The organism is Pseudomonas sp. 34 E 7 (genome assembly GCF_900005715.1).
GTDB classification, from domain to species: domain Bacteria; phylum Pseudomonadota; class Gammaproteobacteria; order Pseudomonadales; family Pseudomonadaceae; genus Aquipseudomonas; species Aquipseudomonas orientalis_A.
This window is the reverse complement of the sequence record NZ_CVTX01000159.1, coordinates 1-18,407: the sequence shown is the minus strand read 5'-3', so window position 1 is coordinate 18,407 and position 18,407 is coordinate 1. Positions and strand designations below refer to the sequence as shown.

16 protein-coding genes are annotated in these 18,407 nt (G+C 60.3%); all 16 read left to right on the top strand.

The genetic code is table 11. The features are described from left to right. The first annotated feature begins 282 nt into the window (after nt 1-282). On the top strand, nt 283-1,023 hold the full coding sequence (locus tag BFP96_RS20840; RefSeq protein WP_065895912.1) for a flagellar basal body rod protein FlgF: 741 nt from the start codon (nt 283-285) through the stop codon (nt 1,021-1,023). 70 nt (nt 1,024-1,093) lie between these two features. Next, the gene (gene flgG, locus BFP96_RS20835) at nt 1,094-1,879 is read left to right on the top strand and encodes a flagellar basal-body rod protein FlgG (protein ID WP_065884532.1); all 786 of its coding nucleotides are present in this window, start codon (nt 1,094-1,096) and stop codon (nt 1,877-1,879) included. Between the two features lie 51 nt (nt 1,880-1,930). Next, nucleotides 1,931-2,626: a flagellar basal body L-ring protein FlgH gene (gene flgH / locus BFP96_RS20830; protein WP_065884533.1), complete on the top strand. Its 696-nt coding sequence runs from the start codon at nt 1,931-1,933 to the stop codon at nt 2,624-2,626. A 27-nt stretch (nt 2,627-2,653) separates the two neighbouring features. Further along, nucleotides 2,654-3,742 carry a flagellar basal body P-ring protein FlgI gene (locus BFP96_RS20825; RefSeq protein WP_163001578.1) on the top strand — a complete coding sequence of 363 codons (1,089 nt, stop codon included), beginning with the start codon at nt 2,654-2,656 and terminating at the stop codon, nt 3,740-3,742. 4 nt (nt 3,743-3,746) lie between these two features. After that, nucleotides 3,747-5,012 (top strand): flagellar assembly peptidoglycan hydrolase FlgJ, encoded by a 1,266-nt coding sequence (gene flgJ, locus BFP96_RS20820; protein WP_065884534.1) that lies wholly within the window; start codon nt 3,747-3,749, stop codon nt 5,010-5,012. Between the two features lie 10 nt (nt 5,013-5,022). After that, nucleotides 5,023-7,068: a flagellar hook-associated protein FlgK gene (gene flgK, locus BFP96_RS20815; RefSeq protein WP_065936930.1), complete on the top strand. Its 2,046-nt coding sequence runs from the start codon at nt 5,023-5,025 to the stop codon at nt 7,066-7,068. Nucleotides 7,069-7,082: 14 nt separating this feature from the next. Then, nucleotides 7,083-8,687, top strand: coding sequence for a flagellar hook-associated protein 3 (locus BFP96_RS20810; RefSeq protein ID WP_065936929.1), 1,605 nt, complete (start codon nt 7,083-7,085; stop codon nt 8,685-8,687). A 276-nt stretch (nt 8,688-8,963) separates the two neighbouring features. Further along, nucleotides 8,964-9,893, top strand: coding sequence for a ketoacyl-ACP synthase III (locus BFP96_RS20805; RefSeq protein ID WP_065884537.1), 930 nt, complete (start codon nt 8,964-8,966; stop codon nt 9,891-9,893). Nucleotides 9,894-10,158: 265 nt separating this feature from the next. Then, a complete protein-coding gene (locus tag BFP96_RS20800; protein WP_065893770.1) occupies nt 10,159-11,580 on the top strand; it encodes a flagellin N-terminal helical domain-containing protein in 1,422 nt (473 codons plus the stop codon). A gap of 77 nt (nt 11,581-11,657) precedes the next feature. Further along, nucleotides 11,658-12,017, top strand: coding sequence for a flagellar protein FlaG (locus BFP96_RS20795; RefSeq protein ID WP_065893769.1), 360 nt, complete (start codon nt 11,658-11,660; stop codon nt 12,015-12,017). A gap of 81 nt (nt 12,018-12,098) precedes the next feature. Then, on the top strand, nt 12,099-13,493 hold the full coding sequence (gene fliD / locus BFP96_RS20790) for a flagellar filament capping protein FliD (RefSeq protein WP_065936928.1): 1,395 nt from the start codon (nt 12,099-12,101) through the stop codon (nt 13,491-13,493). A gap of 138 nt (nt 13,494-13,631) precedes the next feature. Then, nucleotides 13,632-14,036 carry a flagellar export chaperone FliS gene (fliS, locus tag BFP96_RS20785; RefSeq protein WP_065884541.1) on the top strand — a complete coding sequence of 135 codons (405 nt, stop codon included), beginning with the start codon at nt 13,632-13,634 and terminating at the stop codon, nt 14,034-14,036. A 25-nt stretch (nt 14,037-14,061) separates the two neighbouring features. Continuing rightward, nucleotides 14,062-14,358 carry a flagellar protein FliT gene (locus tag BFP96_RS20780; RefSeq protein WP_065884542.1) on the top strand — a complete coding sequence of 99 codons (297 nt, stop codon included), beginning with the start codon at nt 14,062-14,064 and terminating at the stop codon, nt 14,356-14,358. Nucleotides 14,359-14,528: 170 nt separating this feature from the next. Further along, a complete protein-coding gene (locus BFP96_RS20775) occupies nt 14,529-16,004 on the top strand; it encodes a sigma-54 dependent transcriptional regulator (protein ID WP_065884543.1) in 1,476 nt (491 codons plus the stop codon). 110 nt (nt 16,005-16,114) lie between these two features. After that, a complete protein-coding gene (locus BFP96_RS20770) occupies nt 16,115-17,326 on the top strand; it encodes a sensor histidine kinase (RefSeq protein WP_065893767.1) in 1,212 nt (403 codons plus the stop codon). Between the two features lie 7 nt (nt 17,327-17,333). Further along, nucleotides 17,334-18,407, top strand: a 1,074-nt coding sequence (locus BFP96_RS20765) for a sigma-54-dependent transcriptional regulator (RefSeq protein WP_065936927.1), incomplete at its 3' end; no start/stop codon positions are given.

The window sequence follows — 18,407 nt, the reverse complement described above, 5'->3', positions numbered from 1 at the left end:
GATTCGACTTGCCCCCGATGGCAGTTTGTCAGTCAGATTGCTATTGGCTGACACACCGCTATCGGGGGCAAGCCCCCTCCCACATTTAATCTGCGCCGTTGCCGAAAGCGGCAGTAGTCCGCCGTTTTTTCGACTATCCCTCCCTCGCTATTTTCGAACACCTACCTGAAAACCCCCGCAGCGACTGGGTCTCGTCCTGTTTTCAAAAGTTGGTTCGCAAATTGCTTAAGTCTCCTCAGTACATCGGTGGGCGGCAAGCGTCCGTCAGAAAGAGGATAGAGCGTGGACAAGTACCTTTATGTGGCAATGACCGGCGCCAGCCAGAATGCTCTGGCGCAGAAGGCCCATGCCAACAATCTGGCGAACATTTCCACCAATGGTTTCCAGCGCGACCTGGAGCAGGCGCGGTCGATGCCGGTGTTCGGTGACAGCTTTCCGGCGCGGGCCTTTGCCCTGACCGAGCGGCCGGCCACGGACTTCACCCCCGGCGCGATGATCGAAACCGGGCGTGACCTGGATGTGGCCGTCAACGGCGACGGCTGGATGGCCGTGCAAACGCCCGATGGCGGCGAAGCCTACGTGCGCAGCGCCAGCATGAACGTGGACGCGCTGGGCGTGCTGCGCGCCGGCAACGGCATGCCGATCATGGGCAACGGCGGCCCGATTGCCGTGCCACCCCAGCAGAAAATCGAAGTGGGTTCGGACGGCACCATCAGCATCCGCTCCATGGGCGAAGGCCCACGGGTAATGGCGGAGGTGGACCGCATCAAGATGGTCCAGCCCGACCTCAAGAACATGACCAAGGGCTTGGACGGCACCATCCACACCATGGATGGCAGGCCGGCCCAGGCTGATGCGAACGTCAAGTTGACCTCGGGCTTCCTCCAGGCGAGCAACGTCAATGCCGTTGAGGAAATGACCGCGGTGCTGGCGCTCTCCAAGCAGTTCGAGCTGCACATCAAAATGATGAACAGCGCTAAAGAAGGCGACCAGGCCATGACACGTGTCATGCAGATGAACTAATCGCCCTGGTCGGCTTTTAAACAAACAACGCAGCACCGCGCCAACAAACAGGCGCACAGAGGAGAACAGCATGCTTCCGGCTCTATGGGTTGCCAAAACAGGTCTGTCCGCCCAGGACACCAACCTGACCACCATTTCCAACAACTTGGCCAACGTGTCGACCACGGGCTTCAAACGTGACCGTGCCGAGTTCCAGGACTTGCTCTATCAGATCAAGAAACAGCCAGGCGCCCAGTCGACCCAGGACAGCCAGCTGCCGTCGGGCCTGCAACTGGGTACCGGTGTGCAGATCGTCGGCACCCAGAAGAATTTCAGCGCCGGTAACCTGCAGCAGACTGGCCAGCCGCTGGACATGGCGATCAACGGCCGTGGTTTCTTCCAGATCCTGCAACCGGATGGGACCACGTCCTATACCCGTGACGGCACCTTCCACCTGGACTCCAACGGCCAGATCGTGACATCCAACGGTTTCGCCCTGCAGCCTGCCGTTGTGGTTCCGGCGGACGCCAAGACCTTCACCGTCGGCAACGACGGCACCGTGTCCATCACCGTGGCCGGTAACCCCGCGTCGCAAGTGATCGGCAACCTGCAAACCGCCGACTTCATCAACCCGGCCGGCCTGCAGGCCATGGGCAACAACCTGTTCCTGGAAACTGCCTCCAGCGGCGCGCCGCAAATCGGCACCCCGGGCTTGAACGGTTTCGGCACCACGCTGCAGAGCACCCTGGAAACGTCCAACGTCAGCACGGTTGAGGAGATGGTCAACATGATCACCACCCAGCGTGCCTACGAGATGAACTCCAAGGTGATCTCCACCGCCGACAAGATGCTTTCGTTCGTCACGCAGAATTTGTAATCAGTCTATGGGGCGCCCTTAAAGCGCCTGTAACACCGTGAGGTTAGGGTCATGAATCGCTTTGTTTCTGTTCTGGCATTGAGTGGGATCGCCGTGCTTGCGGGCTGTGTCGCCCCGTCGCCGAAACCCAATGACCCGTACTACGCGCCGGTGTTGCCGCGCACGCCGTTGCCGGCGGCGGCCAACAATGGCTCGATCTACCAGGCCGGTTTCGAGCAGAACCTGTACAGCGACCGCAAGGCGTTCCGGGTCGGGGACATCATCACCATCACCCTGAACGAGCGCACCCAGGCCAGCAAGAATGCCAACTCGCAGATCGGCAAGACCAGCAAAGCCAAACTGGGCCTGACATCGTTGTTCGGCGGCGTGCCCAACACCAATAACCCGTTGGGCAGTGGCGACCTGAGCCTCGACGCCGGTTACAGCGGCGACCGTGCTACCAACGGCAAGAGTGCGGCGGCCCAGGGCAACACCCTGACCGGTTCGATCACCGTGACCGTGGCCGACGTGCTGCCCAACGGCATCATTGCCATACGCGGTGAAAAATGGATGACCCTCAACACCGGCGACGAACTGGTGCGCATTGCCGGCATGGTCCGCGCCGATGACATTGCCACCGACAACACCGTGCCGTCGACGCGGATTGCCGATGCGCGCATTACCTACTCGGGTACGGGTTCGTTTGCCGATGCAAGCCAGCCGGGCTGGTTCGACCGTTTCTTCCTTAGCCCGTTGTTCCCTTTCTAGGTGGCCATTTTGAACGTCAAGCAACTGATGGCGGCGGTAGTGTTGCTGTCCCTGAGCGCCGTCGCCCAGGCCGAACGCCTGAAAGACATCGCCAGCATTTCCGGCGTGCGCTCCAACCAGTTGATCGGCTACGGGTTGGTGGTCGGCCTCAGCGGCACGGGTGACCAGACCACCCAGACCCCGTTCACCCTGCAAACCTTCAACAACATGCTGTCGCAGTTCGGTATCAAGGTGCCTGCGGGTTCGGGCAACGTGCAGCTGAAAAACGTCGCGGCTGTGTCGATCAGTGCCGATTTGCCGGCGTTCGCCAAGCCGGGCCAGGTGGTGGACATCACGGTTGCGTCCATCGGTAACTCCAAAAGCCTGCGGGGCGGCACCTTGCTGATGACCCCGCTCAAAGGGATCGACGGCAACGTATACGCCATCGCCCAGGGCAACCTGGTGGTGGGCGGGTTCGACGCCGAAGGCCGCGACGGTTCGAAGATCACCGTCAACGTGCCGTCGGCCGGTCGCATTCCCGGTGGTGCCAGTGTTGAACGCACCGTGCCGAGCGGCTTCAATCAGGGCAACAGCCTGACCCTGAACCTCAACCGTTCCGACTTCACCACCGCCAAGCGTGTGGTCGACAAGATCAACGACATGCTCGGCCCTGGCGTGGCCCAGGCCATCGACGGCGGCTCGATCCGCGTCACTGCGCCGCTGGACCCAAGCCAGCGCGTCGACTACTTGTCGATCCTGGAAAACCTCGAGGTCGACCCAGGCCAGGCCATCGCCAAAGTCATCATCAACTCGCGCACCGGCACCATCGTGATCGGGCAAAACGTCAAGGTCTCGCCGGCGGCGGTAACCCACGGCAGCCTGACCGTGACCATTACCGAAGACCCGATCGTCAGCCAGCCTGGGCCCTTGTCCAACGGCCAAACTGCCGTGGTCCCGCGTTCGCGGGTCAATGCACAGCAGGAAGCCAAGCCAATGTTCAAGTTCGGCCCCGGTACCACCCTGGATGAGATTGTCCGCGCGGTGAACCAGGTGGGCGCGGCCCCCGGCGACTTGATGGCGATCCTCGAAGCCCTGAAACAGGCCGGCGCCCTGCAAGCCGACCTGATTGTGATCTGAGGCCATGGTCATGGATATGCGCAAGAGCGGTCTTATCAGTTCGGCAGACTCGGGGGCTTACTCCGACCTGAACCGGCTGAACCAGCTCAAGGTCGGCGACGGCAAAAACAGCGAAGGCAACATGCGCAAGGTCGCGCAGGAGTTCGAGTCGCTGTTTTTGAACGAAATGCTCAAATCCATGCGTTCGGCCACCGACGCCGTGGGCGAGGACAACCCGCTGAACACGTCGGCGGCCAAGCAGTACCAGGAAATGTATGACCAGCAATTGGCGGTGTCGATGTCCCGCGAAGGCGGAGGTATTGGCCTGGCGGACGTACTGATGCGCCAGATGCAGAAGAACAAGCCGGTGGACGCCCAGGCGGCCACCTTGCAGGGCCCCGCCACGGCTGAAACAGTGAAGAAGGTCGATGTGCCGACTGAAATTGCCGCCGGCACCCAGGCTGAGGGGCCGTTGGGTCGCTCCAATGGACAGCGTCCGTTGTGGGCTTACCGCGTCGCCGAGCCCAAGGCCGGTGCCGTTGCGTCCCACAGCAACGACATGGAACTGATGAACCAGCGCCGTATCGCCTTGCCAAGCAAACTGACCGACCGCCTGCTGGCGGGCATCGTGCCGAGTACCCAGGTCGAGGCCAAGGTCGCGCCACTGCGCAACAGTGCCGCCGATGACAACGTGATCAACAGCAGCGCGCGCAGCGTTGCCGTACCAAGCGGGAAGATGCAGGTCTACGGCCGCGCCATTGCCCAGCCACCGCTGGCACCGGCGAAGAAGGCCTTCAGCTCGCAGGATGAATTCGTCGCCACCATGCTGCCGATGGCCAAGGCCGCCGCCGCGCGTATCGGTATCGATCCGAAGTACCTGGTGGCCCAGGCCGCCCTGGAAACCGGTTGGGGTAAATCGGTGATGCGCGCCGAAGACGGCAGCAGCAGTCACAACCTGTTCGGCATCAAGGCCGGCCAGAGCTGGCAGGGCGGCCAGGCCCGGGCGATCACCAGCGAGTTTCGCGACGGCGCGATGGTTAAGGAGACGGCGCAGTTCCGCTCCTACAGCTCCTATCAGGACAGCTTCCATGACCTCGTGACGCTGCTGCAAAGCAATGATCGGTATAAAGAAGTTGTGAAATCAGCCGACAACCCGGAACAGTTTGTACGCGAGTTGCAAAAAGCCGGTTATGCAACCGATCCGGCCTACGCCAGCAAGATTTCGCAGATCGCCAAAAACATGAACAGTTACCAGAACTACGCTGCCGCTGGCGCAACCACACATTTATAAGGTCTGAACCATGAGTTTGCTCAGTATCGGGATGTCAGGGCTCAATGCCGCTCAAGGATCGCTGTCGGTCTTGAGTAATAACATCGCCAACGCCAATACCTCGGGTTATTCGCGTCAGCAGACCACGCAGAATGCCAATGCCAATAACCCCTACGGCGGTGTGTACATCGGCAGCGGCACCACCCTGTCGGATGTGCGCCGGGTGTATAACGAGTTCCTCGATGCGGCCTACCAGAACAGCACGGCGCTGAGCAACGACGCCAAGGCGTATGCCGGCCAGGCCAGCGCCATCGATAAGACCTTGTCGGACAAGACCACCGGCATGTCCTCGGTACTCAGTGCGTTCTTCGCCGCTGTGCAGACGTCGGCGGCCACCCCCAGCGATGTGTCCGCCCGGCAAGTGCTGTTGAGCAGCGCCCAGACCCTGAGCAACCGTTTCAATTCGATTTCCAGCCAGTTGAACGAGCAGAAACAGTCGATCAACGGCCAGTTGGGCACGCTGAGCGGCCAGGTCAACCAGTTGACCTCCTCCATTGCTTCGCTGAACAAGCAGATCACCCAGGCCCAGGGCTCCAGCAGCAGCGCCCCGGCCAACCTGCTCGATGCACGCAACGAAGCGGTACGTTCGCTCAATGAACTGGTGGGCGTGACCACCAGTGAAAAGAATGGCGTGTTCAGCGTCAGCACCGGCACCGGCCAATCCCTGGTGCTGGGCGATCAGGCCAATACGATTTCGGCGGTACCCGGCAGCAGCGATCCAAGCCAGTACACCATCGCGCTCAATGCCGGCGGCGGCACGGCGATCGACCTGGGCAACGTGCTCAGCGGCGGCAGCATCGGCGGCCTGCTGCGCTATCGCAGTGACGCATTGATGCCGGCCATCAATGACCTGGGGCGCATCGCCCTGGCGACTGCCGATACCGTCAACAGCCAGTTGGGCCAGGGCCTGGACCTGAACGGCGACTTCGGTTCGTCGCTGTTCAAGGACATCAACAGCGCGGCCGCCATCGCCCAGCGCAGTCAGGGCGCGATGGGCAACAGCAGCGGCTCCGGCAACTTGAACGTGAGCATCAGCGACACCAGCAAGCTGTCGACCTACGACTACAAAGTGACCTTTACCAGCGGCAACAACTACAACGTCGTGCGTTCCGACGGCAAGGCCATGGGCGCGTTCGACACCAACACCGCGCCGCCTCCGGTGATCGACGGTTTCACGCTGGCCCTGGATGGCAAGGGGCCGATAGCGGCGGGGGACAGTTTCAAGGTCAGCCCCACCGCCAGTGGCGCGGCAAACATCGGCACCGCGCTGACCGACGCCAACAAAATCGCGTTCGCCGGGCCGTTGCTGGGCGAGGGCAGCAAGACCAATCAAGGCACCGGCAGCTTTACTCCGCCGACGCTGACCCTGCCGATCGATATTCACGGTGGCGCCGACACGGCGCAACTGCGTACCGGCATCGAACATTCGATGCCGGTAAAGATGGTGTTCGGCAAGCCTGCGGCTGACGGCACTCAGAGCTACACGCTCAGCAATGCCCAGGGCAATCCGATCGGCACTGGCACCATCGTGCCCGGCCAAAGCAACAAGATCACCGTCGACGTACCGATGCGCGATGCCAACGGCGCACTGCTGGTGCCGGCCAAGAGCTTCAAGTTCGATACCACCGTTGGCGGTTTGCCCGCCGCCGGCGACAGCACCACGTTTTCCTTCAACGCCTCGGGCAAGTCCGATAACCGCAACGCCCAGGCGCTGCTCGACCTGCAAACCAAGCCGACGCTCGGCTTGTCCGATGGCAGTGGCGGCGGCGTGAGCCTGGTGGCGGCCAACAGCCGCCTGGTCTCCAGTGTCGGCGCCAAGGCCGCCTCCGCCATCACTGACACCACCGCCACCGGTGCCTTGCTCAAGGCCAACCAGGATGCGCGCAACTCGGTGTCCCAGGTCAACCTGGATGAAGAGGCGGGCGATATGATCAAGTTCCAGCAGTACTACACCGCGTCGTCGCAGATCATCAAGGCTGCGCAAGAAACCTTCAGCACGCTGATCAATAGTCTTTAAGGGAGTCTGGGACGATGCGTATTTCCACTGCTCAATATTTCGAAACAAGCTCGGCCAAGTATTCGGACAGCTATTCCAGCGTGGTGAAGGCCCAGGAGCAGGCGTCCACCGGCGTGCGCGTGCAGACCGCTTCCGATGACCCGGTCGCTGCGGCGCGTTTGCTGATGCTGCAGCAGCAGAAAGACATGTTGGGCCAGTTCAACGGCAACATCACCAGCTTGAAGAACTCGCTGACCAACGAAGAAAGCGTGCTGGGTTCGATCACCGACGCGCTGCAGAAAGCCAGTGAGCTGGCCTTGCGTGCGGGCGGCTCGCTGAGCGATGCCGATCGCAAGTCGATTGCCGGGGAAATCGGCGCGATAGAGGATCAGGTGCTGGGCTTGCTCAACAGCAAGGACGCAGCGGGCAGCTATCTTTTTTCCGGGTCCAAGACGGCGACCCCACCGTATAGCCGCAACAGCGATGGTTCCTATAGTTACCAGGGCGACGAGACCCCGCTCAGCCTGCAGGTGTCGGACACGCTGAAGATCCAGGCGGGCGATACCGGCAAGAGCATCATGGGGGGGGCGGCGAATTCGGGACGCACCCAGTCTACCTGGATAGCACCTGCGATCATTCCGCCTGCGACGGCGCCGGTGCCGAACGACAATAAAGTCGCGTTGTCGGCAGGCCTGGTGACATCGGGCACTGACTACACCAAGCAATTTGCCGACGGCCAGCCTTACACGTTGACCTTCACCAGCAGCACCCAATACAAGATCTCCGACAAGAGCGGTAACGACATCACGTCGCAAATTCCGGGTAACGGCACTTTCGATTCCACCAAGGAAGGCGGCTCCAGCGTGAACCTGCGCGGCGTGAAGTTCGATATCACCCTGGACCTCAAGGATATCGCGCCGGGCCCGAACGCCGATGCTCTGGTCAAGGATCGTTCTTTCAGTCTGGCCGCCAAGCCGGACACCTTCAGTGTGTCCCGTACCCCAAGCAACCCATCCACTGCGCAGTTGACCAACGCCTCGGTGACCAATCAGGCGGCGTATGCCAGCACATTCCCGGCGAACAGCGGTGCGGTGGTCAAATTCACCTCCGGTACTGCGTACGAGGTGTATGCCCAGCCCTACACGGTTGACAGTAAAGCCATTGCCACAGGTGACACGGGCGGCGGCACCACGGTCACGGCTGCCGGGGTGACCTTTGATGTCAGCGGTACGCCCCAAAATGGGGACCAGTTCGCAGTCGCTGCAACGACACAGAAGACTCAGAATGCGTTGGATAGCCTCAGCCAGCTGCGCCATGCCCTGGAGCAACCGGCCGACGGTAATCCAGCGGCGATGGTCAAGCTCAAGGATGTACTGGACGCTTCCATCGCCAACTTTGGCAATACCCGTACACAGGTCGATAACGTACGCGGATCGATTGGTGCGCGGCAGAACGCACTGGACATTCAGACCAGCGAGAACACCAGCATCGGCCTGGCTAACACCAGCACCATGAGTGATCTGGGCAATATCGATACGGCTCAAGCCGCAATCAACCTGACCTTGCAGCAAACCATGCTGCAAGCCTCCCAGCTGGCTTTCGTGAAAATCTCGCAGTTGAGTCTCTTCAGCAAGATGTAAGTGGCGCTGCGTCAAGCGGCCCGCTCTGGAAACAGGGCGGGCCGTTGTCGTTTTTGGGGCTTAATTGTTTGGAAGTTTTGCACAAAGCGCACAAAATTGAGTGACCTGTGAGTCATAAAGCGCATCTTCACTGTATCGTGTGAAAAGGATAAGTCGTCACAGGGTCCTTGCGAGGCGGCTTTCAGCGAATTTTTTTGGGGTTATCCCCTTTTTTTGTCAGCACTTCGGGCGCAGGCCCTGGGGTGTTCTCCAGCTATTTTGTATTGGGAAGCCACAATGATTGGCATTAAAAGCATCGCCAGTTACGTGCCGGCGGACGGTATCGATAACTACGCCCAGGGTGCCAAATTCGCCAAGGATGAGGAATTCATCATTGGCAAGATCGGCTCGGCGTTCCTGCCGCGCAAGGATGCCGCGCAGGAAACCTCCGATCTGTGTGTCGAAGCAGTCAACGCGTTGTTTGCCGGCAACCCGGACTTGAAGCGCGAGTCCATCGACGCGGTGATTGTCGTCACCCAGAACGGCGATGAAGAAGGGCTGCCCCACACCGCAGCCATCGTCCAGGACAAACTGGGCCTGCCGACCCACGTGGCCGCGTTCGATATATCCCTGGGCTGCTCCGGCTATGTCTACGGCATCTATGCGATGAAGGGCTTCATGGAAGCCACCGGCCTGAAAAACGGCCTGCTGATCACTGCCGACCCGTATTCGAAAATCGTCGACCCGGAGGACCGCAACACCACCATGCTGTTCGGCGACGCCGCCACTGCCACTTGGATGGGCGAAGACCCGCAGTGGTTGCTCGGCAAATCCAAGTTCGGCACCGACGGTTCCGGCGCGCCGCACCTGAAGGTCAGTGACGGCGTGTTCTTCATGAATGGCCGCCAGGTGTTCAACTTCGCCTTGCTCAAGGTGCCGGCGCATTTGCACGAGTTGCTCGATGAGTCAGACCTCAAGGCCGATGACATCGATGCGTTCTGCATTCACCAGGGCAGTGCCGCCATTGTTGACGCGGTGGCGCGCCGTTTTGAAGATGCGCCGGTGGACAAGTTCATCAAGGACATGGTCGAGACCGGCAATACCGTATCGTCGAGCATTCCCTTGCTGCTGGAAAAACATGTGATGAATGCCGCCTGGCAGCGTGTGGCAATCAGCGGTTTTGGTGTAGGCCTGTCCTGGGGCTCGGCGATTCTGTATCGCCCATGACCCTTTGAGGGGCGCGTAAAAAAAACGTCGATGATCGAAAGATCATCGGCGTTTTTTATTTGGCGCCAGAAAAGCCAACAAAACCGGGGTTTTCAATAGCAGTAACTGCTTGAATTGCAAGGGCTGGCACAGGGCTAGTAAAAAAAATCAAAAAAAACCTCAAGCAACCGGCTACCACGACGATAACTATTACGTAGGTTCTCAGGCCACACCAGGCGGTTGCCAGGGCCGGAAGCCGCAGTATCCATCCATCGAGGATTTCGTCATGGCTTTAACAGTAAACACCAACATTGCTTCCATCACTACCCAGAACGGCCTTGCTAAAGCTGCCAGCTCGCTGCAAACCTCCATGCAGCGTCTGTCCACTGGCCTGAGCATCAACAGCGCTAAAGACAACGCCTCGGGCCTGCAGATTTCCAACCGCCTGACCAGCCAAATCAACGGCCTGGGCCAAGCTGTAAAGAACGCCAACGATGGTATCTCCATCGCGCAGACCGCTGAAGGCGCAATGCAGGCTTCGACCGACATTCTGCAAAAAATGCGTACCCTGGCGCTGTCCTCGGCTACCGGCTCCCTGAGCGACGCTGACCGTACTTCCAACCAGGAAGAATACCAGGCGCTGACTTCGGAACTGACCCGTATCTCGGAAACCACCACTTTCGGTGGCCAGAAGCTGCTCGACGGTTCGTACGGCACCAAAGCCATCCAGGTAGGCGCCAACGCCAACGAAACCATCAACCTGTCCCTGGACAACGTTGCTGCCAACAACATCGGTTCGCAGCAGATCAAGAGCGTCGGCGTTGCACCTAGCACCTCAGGTGTTGCAGGTGGCGTGATCGGCCTGACCGGTAATGGCCAGACCGCCAGTGTCACTGTTCTTCAAGGCGCATCGGCCAAAACCATCGCCAGCCAACTGAACGGCGCTGTAGGTGGCCTGAGCGCTACGGCCAGCACTGAAGCTCAATTCACCGTCGGTGCTGCCGCCAAGACCACGCCTGCTACCTTCACCATGACTGTTGGCGGCCAAGCCACCACCTTCACCGGTGTAACCGATACCGCCAGCCTGGCTGACCAACTGAAATCCAACTCCGCCAAGCTGGGCATCAGCGTCAACTACGACCAATCCAAGGGCACCCTGTCGGTCAAGTCCGATTCCGGTGAGAACCTGAACTTCAGTGCCTCCACTGCCGCCGGTTCGATCACTGTTGCCACCAAAGACGGTGCTGGTGCCTACGGTACCGCCGTCGCGCTGGCCGACGGCCTGATCGCTACCGGTGCAGTGAACCTGGACTCGTCCAAAGGCTACGCGATGAACGGTGCCGGTGTAACCGGTCTGTTCGCCGCAACAGGTACTGCCGCAGCTTCCACCAAGACCACGGTTGCACAGACCGACGTCAGCAGCGCTTTCAACGCACAAGCGGCCATCGCGGTACTGGACAAGGCTATCGGCGGCATCGACAGCACACGTTCGGGCCTGGGTGCTGTTCAGAACCGTCTGACGACTACTGTGGACAACCTGACCAACATTCAGAAAAACTCCACCGCTGCACGTTCTACCGTTCAAGACACCGACTTCGCTGCTGAAACAGCTCAGTTGACCAAGCAACAAACCCTGCAGTCGGCTGCTACCGCGATTCTGTCGCAGGCCAACCAACTGCCATCCGCTGTACTGAAGCTGCTTCAGTAATAGCGTCGCTTGGTAATTGACGGAAGGGCGCGTTTACGTGCCCTTTCGTCTTTTTCGGTTTGTAGAGGAGATTGGACATGGACATGAGTGTAAAGCTGGCCTCGTCTTATCCACCGGTAGCCCCTCAAGGCTCGGCCCCTGCGGTGGTTGCGGACAAAGACAACGCCAAGGTCGAGGCAATCGCGCCGGCCGCGCCGGTCGCCGGTGAGCCGAAACGGGCTGACCTGGAAAAGGCAGTCACCGATATTCGAGAATTCGTACAAGCGGCCCAGCGCAAACTGGATTTTTCCATTGATGATTCCACCCATCGGGTCGTGGTCAAGGTCATCGCCACTGAAAGTGGCGAGGTGATCCGCCAGATTCCGTCGGAAACGGCCTTGAAGCTTGCACAGAGCCTGGCTACCGCCAGTCATGTGCTGTTCGATGAAAAGGTCTGAACTGGCATGAAACTTGTTGCGTTGCTTTCTTGAAGTGCGGTTCGTCAAGAAAACGCCAACAGCCGTATTAGGAGAAAGACGATGGCGAGTACAACGGTAAACGGTGTGGGTTCGGGTATCGACATCCAGGGCATCGTCAAAGCCCTGGTCGACGCCGATCGGGCGCCGAAGCAGACCCAGATCAACACCCAGTCACAGAAAGCGACTACCCAGTTGTCGTCGATCGGCAAGATCCAGTCGGCATTGAGCGCCTTCCGTGGCGCCATCAAGAGCATGACCGACGACAATAGCTTCAGTGGTCTGACCGGCACTTCGTCAAATGAAAAGGTCGCGACCATGACCACCGCTCAGGGCGCTGCCAACGGCAGTTTCAACCTGGTGGTCAATAAACTCGCCCAGCCTTCCAAACTGTCCACGGCCACCCTGGCCGGCGGCGCTTCGACAGTGGTCAACAAGGGCACTGCCGCCACCACCCTGACCATCTCCCAGTCGGGCAAGAAGTTCGACCTGAGCGTGCCGCCGGGCGCAACCCTGCAACAGGTACGTGACTCGATCAACACCCAGTTCGGCACCGTCGGGCTCAGTGCCAACATCGTCACCGACTCCACCGGTTCGCGCATGGTGTTGACATCCACCACGGGCGGCGTCGGCTCGGACCTGACATTGTCGGGCAACTCGGGTATCGATACCGGCTACAACGTGATCGATACGCCGCAGAACGCCGAGTACACCATCGATAACGTGGCGTATACGTCCAAGACCAACAACATCTCGGACGCGGTGAGTGGGGTCAGCATCAAGCTGCTGTCGGTTTCACCGCCCGTGGATACCAAGGACCCGGACGGGCCGAAGGTCACCACGACGATTTCGGTGACTACCAGCACCGCCGCCCTCAAGTCCGGGGTCAAAGGCTTTGTCGACAGCTATAACGCTTTGCTCAAGGCGATGAATGCCGAAACCAAGGTGACCAAGGACGCGGCGGGTAACTCGGTATCGGCGACCTTGACCGGTGACGCCAACATGCGCTCGCTGCAAAGCGCCTTGCGCGCCGAGTTCAACGCGTTGTCCGGGACCGGCACCATCAAGTCCCTGGCACAATTTGGTATCGGTACCGACTCCGGTACCGGTCTGTTGACCATGGACGATAAAACCTTCGACAAGGTAGCGCTCACCAACTCCGCAGATATCAGCAGTATGTTCAGCGGCAAGACCGGGTTGCTGGCACGCATGACCAATGCCACTGAAGGTTATGCCAAGGCGACCACCGGTATCTTCGCGACGCGCACGACCGCGCTCTCCGATAACCTCAAGACCTTGAGCAAGGACCAGGCGGAACTTGACGCGCATGTGGCGGATCTGCAGGCCAGCCTGATACGTAAATATGCGGCGATGGATTCGCTGGTCGCCCAGTTACGCCAGCAAAGTAACAACATCATGGGCACGCTCAACGCGCTGAACAACCAGAAAAATAATTGATGTTGATGCATGAAAAAGCCCGGGCTGCCTGCCGGGCTTCGTTTTTTTGGGGACCATCGGGGTTAAAGTTTTCTGCGATCCCGTCGACATATTGGTTACTGAAATCCTTTTCGCTGTCGCCTGTTACGAGGTAGAACCATGAATCCCATGAGAGCCCTTCGCCAATACCAGAAGGTCAATTCCCATGCCCAGATCTCCGAAGCCAGCCCGCATCGTCTGGTGCAGATGCTCATGGAGGGCGGCCTCGACCGCATGGCACAGGCCAAGGGCGCATTGGCTCGTGGGGACATCGCTCAAAAAGGCCTGATGCTCGGTAAGGCCATCGACATCATCATCGGCCTGCGTGATGGTCTGGATGCGCAGAAGAGTGAAGATCCGGCTTACGTCCAGCAATTGGAAAGTCTGTACGCCTACATGACCAACCGTTTGATGGAGGCCAATCTGCACAACGATGCCGACATGATCGACGAAGTCGCTCGTCTGCTGATCACCGTCAAAGAAGGCTGGGATGCCATCGCTGCACCCCAAGGCGCCGCACAATAAGGCCACCGGCCTTGAGGAATACGTCATGAGCCACGCACTGCAACGCATCGATGAAACCCGTGAAGCCCTGGTTGACGCGCTCGCTGCGCGCAACTGGGACGCCATCGGCGAACTGGACCTGGGCTGTCGCAACGTGATTGATGACGTGCTCAGCCAGGCACCGGTGGACGAGGATGCGCTGCGCGAAAAGCTGGAGAGCCTGTTGGCGGTTTACCAGCAGTTGCTTGAGGTGACGACCGGCGAGCGCCAGGCGATTTTCGAAGAGATGTCGCAGATCAACCAAGCTAAAAATGCGTCAAAGGTTTACCATCTGTTCGGCTGATAGAAGCTCAGTTGGTCCGAACGGTGCGTCATATATTTGACTGTGCCAGCATTTTTGACTTAACTAGTGTTGTTTTCAGATTTCAGACGTCTAGTAAGTAATAAGTCTTACAGGCGTCTTGATTGCCCTGATTCCGGGGCAGGAAGTTTTACTAGGGAAGTTGCTATTGCATGTGGCGTGAAACCAAAATTCTGCTGATCGATGACGATAGCGTCCGCCGCCGCGATTTGGCGGTGATTTTGAATTTTCTTGGTGAAGAAAATTTGCCCTGCGGTAGCCACGATTGGCAGCAGGCTGTCAGCTCATTGTCATCGAGCCGCGAAGTCATTTGTGTGCTGATCGGGACGGTAAACGCTCCTGGCGCTGTTTTGGGCTTGTTAAAGACACTGTCAACCTGGGATGAGTTCCTTCCCGTGTTGCTGATGGGCGATATTTCTTCCGTGGACCTGCCGGAAGACCAGCGCCGCCGCGTGCTTTCCACCCTGGAAATGCCGCCCAGCTACAGCAAATTGCTCGACTCCCTGCACCGTGCCCAGGTCTATCGCGAGATGTATGACCAGGCCCGCGAGCGCGGCCGTCACCGTGAACCCAACCTGTTCCGCAGCCTGGTCGGCACCAGCCGGGCGATCCAGCACGTACGTCAGATGATGCAGCAAGTGGCCGACACCGACGCCAGTGTGTTGATCCTCGGCGAGTCGGGCACCGGCAAGGAAGTGGTCGCGCGCAACCTGCACTATCACTCCAAGCGCCGCGACGGGCCGTTCGTGCCGGTCAACTGCGGGGCGATCCCGGCAGAGCTGCTGGAAAGCGAATTGTTCGGTCACGAGAAGGGCGCCTTTACCGGGGCGATCACCAGCCGTGCCGGGCGTTTCGAGCTGGCCAACGGCGGCACGCTGTTTCTCGACGAGATCGGCGACATGCCGCTGCCGATGCAAGTCAAGTTGCTGCGCGTGTTGCAGGAGCGCACCTTCGAGCGCGTGGGCAGCAACAAGACCCAGAGCGTGGACGTGCGCATCATCGCCGCCACCCACAAGAACCTCGAAAGCATGATCGAGGTCGGCAGCTTCCGCGAAGACCTGTACTACCGCCTCAACGTCTTCCCGATCGAGATGGCGCCGCTGCGTGAGCGCGTGGAAGACATCCCGTTGCTGATGAACGAATTGATTTCACGCATGGAGCACGAAAAACGCGGCTCCATCCGTTTCAACTCCGCCGCCATCATGTCGCTGTGCCGTCACGGCTGGCCGGGCAACGTGCGCGAGCTGGCCAACCTGGTGGAGCGCATGGCGATCATGCACCCCTACGGTGTGATCGGCGTGGTCGAGCTGCCGAAGAAATTCCGCTACGTCGACGATGAAGACGAGCAGATGGTCGACAGCCTGCGCAGCGACATGGAAGAGCGCGTGGCGATCAACGGCCATACGCCGGACTTCGGTGCCACGGCCATGCTGCCGCCCGAAGGCCTCGACCTGAAAGACTACCTCGGCAACCTGGAGCAAGGCCTGATCCAACAGGCCCTGGACGACGCCAATGGCATCGTCGCCCGTGCCGCCGAGCGCCTGCGCATTCGCCGCACCACCCTGGTGGAGAAGATGCGCAAGTACGGTATGAGCCGCAAAGAAGGTGATGAACAGGCGGATGATTGACGCGTGTTTTTCAGCGTCTTGATTTATAAGTAGTTTTTTTTCGGCACGGGTATTGCTACAGCCCTCGCAACGTTCCGTTTAACTGACGGTCAGCCAAGCGAGAGAGCACCATGCCCCACGCCGCCCAACTATCTGCAGCCCCTGCCATTCCGGGGCTGGTTTCGCCTGTAGAACCGCCGATCCGCCAGGGTCTGGAACAGGCGTTCTCGCAGTTCAACCAGATGTCGAGCCAGCTGACCGATTCCTACAGTCTGCTTGAAGCCCGGGTGTCCGAGCTCAAAGGCGAACTGGCGGTGGTCAGTGCCCAGCGCATGCAGGAATTGGCCGAGAAAGAACGCCTGGCCAACCGCCTGCAGAACCTGCTCTCGCTGTTGCCCGGTGGCGTGATCGTCATCGACGACCAGGGCCGTGTGCGCGAAGCCAACCCGGCCGCCTGCGACCTGCTCGGCCTGCCGCTGGAGGGCGAGCTGTGGCGCCACGTCATCACCCGTTGCTTTGCGCCACGTGACGATGACGGCCACGAAGTGTCCCTCAAGGATGGGCGTCGCCTGTCCATCGCCACCCGGTCCCTGGATGCCGAACCGGGCCAGTTGGTGCTGCTCAACGACCTGACGGAAACCCGTCACCTGCAGGATCAGCTGGCGCGCCATGAGCGTTTGTCGTCGCTGGGGCGGATGGTCGCTTCCCTGGCGCATCAGATCCGTACGCCGCTGTCGGCGGCATTGATCTACGCCAGTCATTTGACTGATGAGCAACTGCCCGCAGCCACCCACCAGCGTTTTGCCGGACGCCTCAAGGAGCGCCTGCACGAGCTGGAGCATCAGGTGCGCGACATGCTGGTGTTTGCCCGTGGCGAACTGCCGCTGACCGACCGCTTGACCCCGGCCGCGTTAATGCAAGCCCTGCAAGCGGCGGCCGCCACGCATACCGAGGGCGCCAGCCTGCGCTGGCAATGCGACAGCCACCAGGGTGAGTTGCTGTGCAATCGCGACACCCTGGTCGGCGCGCTGCTCAACCTGATCGAAAACGCCACCCAGGCCAGCGGCCCGGGGGCGCGCCTCAAGGTGCACCTGTACCGCCGCGAGCAAAGCCTGCGCCTGTGCATCAGCGACAGCGGCAGTGGTATTGCGCCGGCCGTGCTGCAGCGCCTGGGCGAGCCCTTTTTCACCACCAAGACCAACGGCACCGGCCTGGGCCTGACCGTGGTCAAGGCAGTGGCACGTGCGCATCAGGGAGAATTGCAGCTGCGTTCCCGGTTGGGGCGCGGCACCTGTGCATTGATGACCTTGCCGCTGTTTTCCAGCGCGGCAAGCGCGGAGTAAAAGGATCATGACTATCAAGGTTTTACTGGTTGAAGACGATCGCGCCCTGCGTGAAGCATTGGCTGACACGCTGCTGTTGGCGGGCCATGACTACCGCGCGGTCGGCTCTGCCGAGGAAGCCTTGGAGGCCGTTGAGCGAGAAACTTTCAGCCTGGTGGTCAGCGATGTGAACATGCCCGGCATGGACGGCCATCAGTTGCTCGGCCTGCTGCGCGCGCGTCAGCCGCAATTGCCGGTGCTGCTGATGACCGCCCATGGCGCCGTGGAGCGGGCCGTGGACGCCATGCGCCAGGGCGCGGCGGATTATCTGGTCAAGCCGTTCGAACCCAAGGCGTTGATCGAACTGGTGGCGCGGCATGCGCTTGGCGTCATGTCGACGGTGGAGGGTGATGGCCCGATTGCCTTCGAGCCGGCCAGCGCGCAGTTGCTGGAACTGGCGGCCCGGGTGGCGCGCAGCGAGTCCACCGTATTGATCTCGGGGGAGTCCGGCACCGGCAAGGAAGTGTTGGCGCGTTATATCCACCAGCAATCCAGTCGGGCCGGGCAGCCCTTCATTGCGATCAACTGTGCGGCGATTCCGGACAACATGCTTGAAGCCACCCTGTTCGGCCACGAAAAGGGCTCGTTCACCGGCGCCATCGCGGCCCAGGCCGGCAAGTTCGAACAGGCCGACGGCGGCACCATTTTGCTCGACGAAATCTCGGAAATGCCCCTGGGCCTGCAAGCCAAGTTGCTGCGCGTGTTGCAGGAGCGCGAAGTGGAGCGGGTGGGCGCGCGCAAGCCGATCCAGTTGGATATCCGCGTGGTCGCCACCACCAACCGCGACCTGGCGGGCGAAGTGGCGGCGGGGCGCTTTCGCGAAGACCTGTTTTACCGTCTGTCGGTGTTCCCGCTGGCCTGGCGGCCGTTGCGCGAACGCCCGGCCGATATCATTCCTCTGGCCGAGCGCCTGCTGAACAACCACGTCAAAAAAATGAAGCACGCCCAGGCGCGGCTGTCGGCCGAGGCCGAGGCTTGCCTGGTTGCTTATCCATGGCCGGGTAATGTGCGCGAGCTGGACAACGCGATCCAGCGTGCGCTG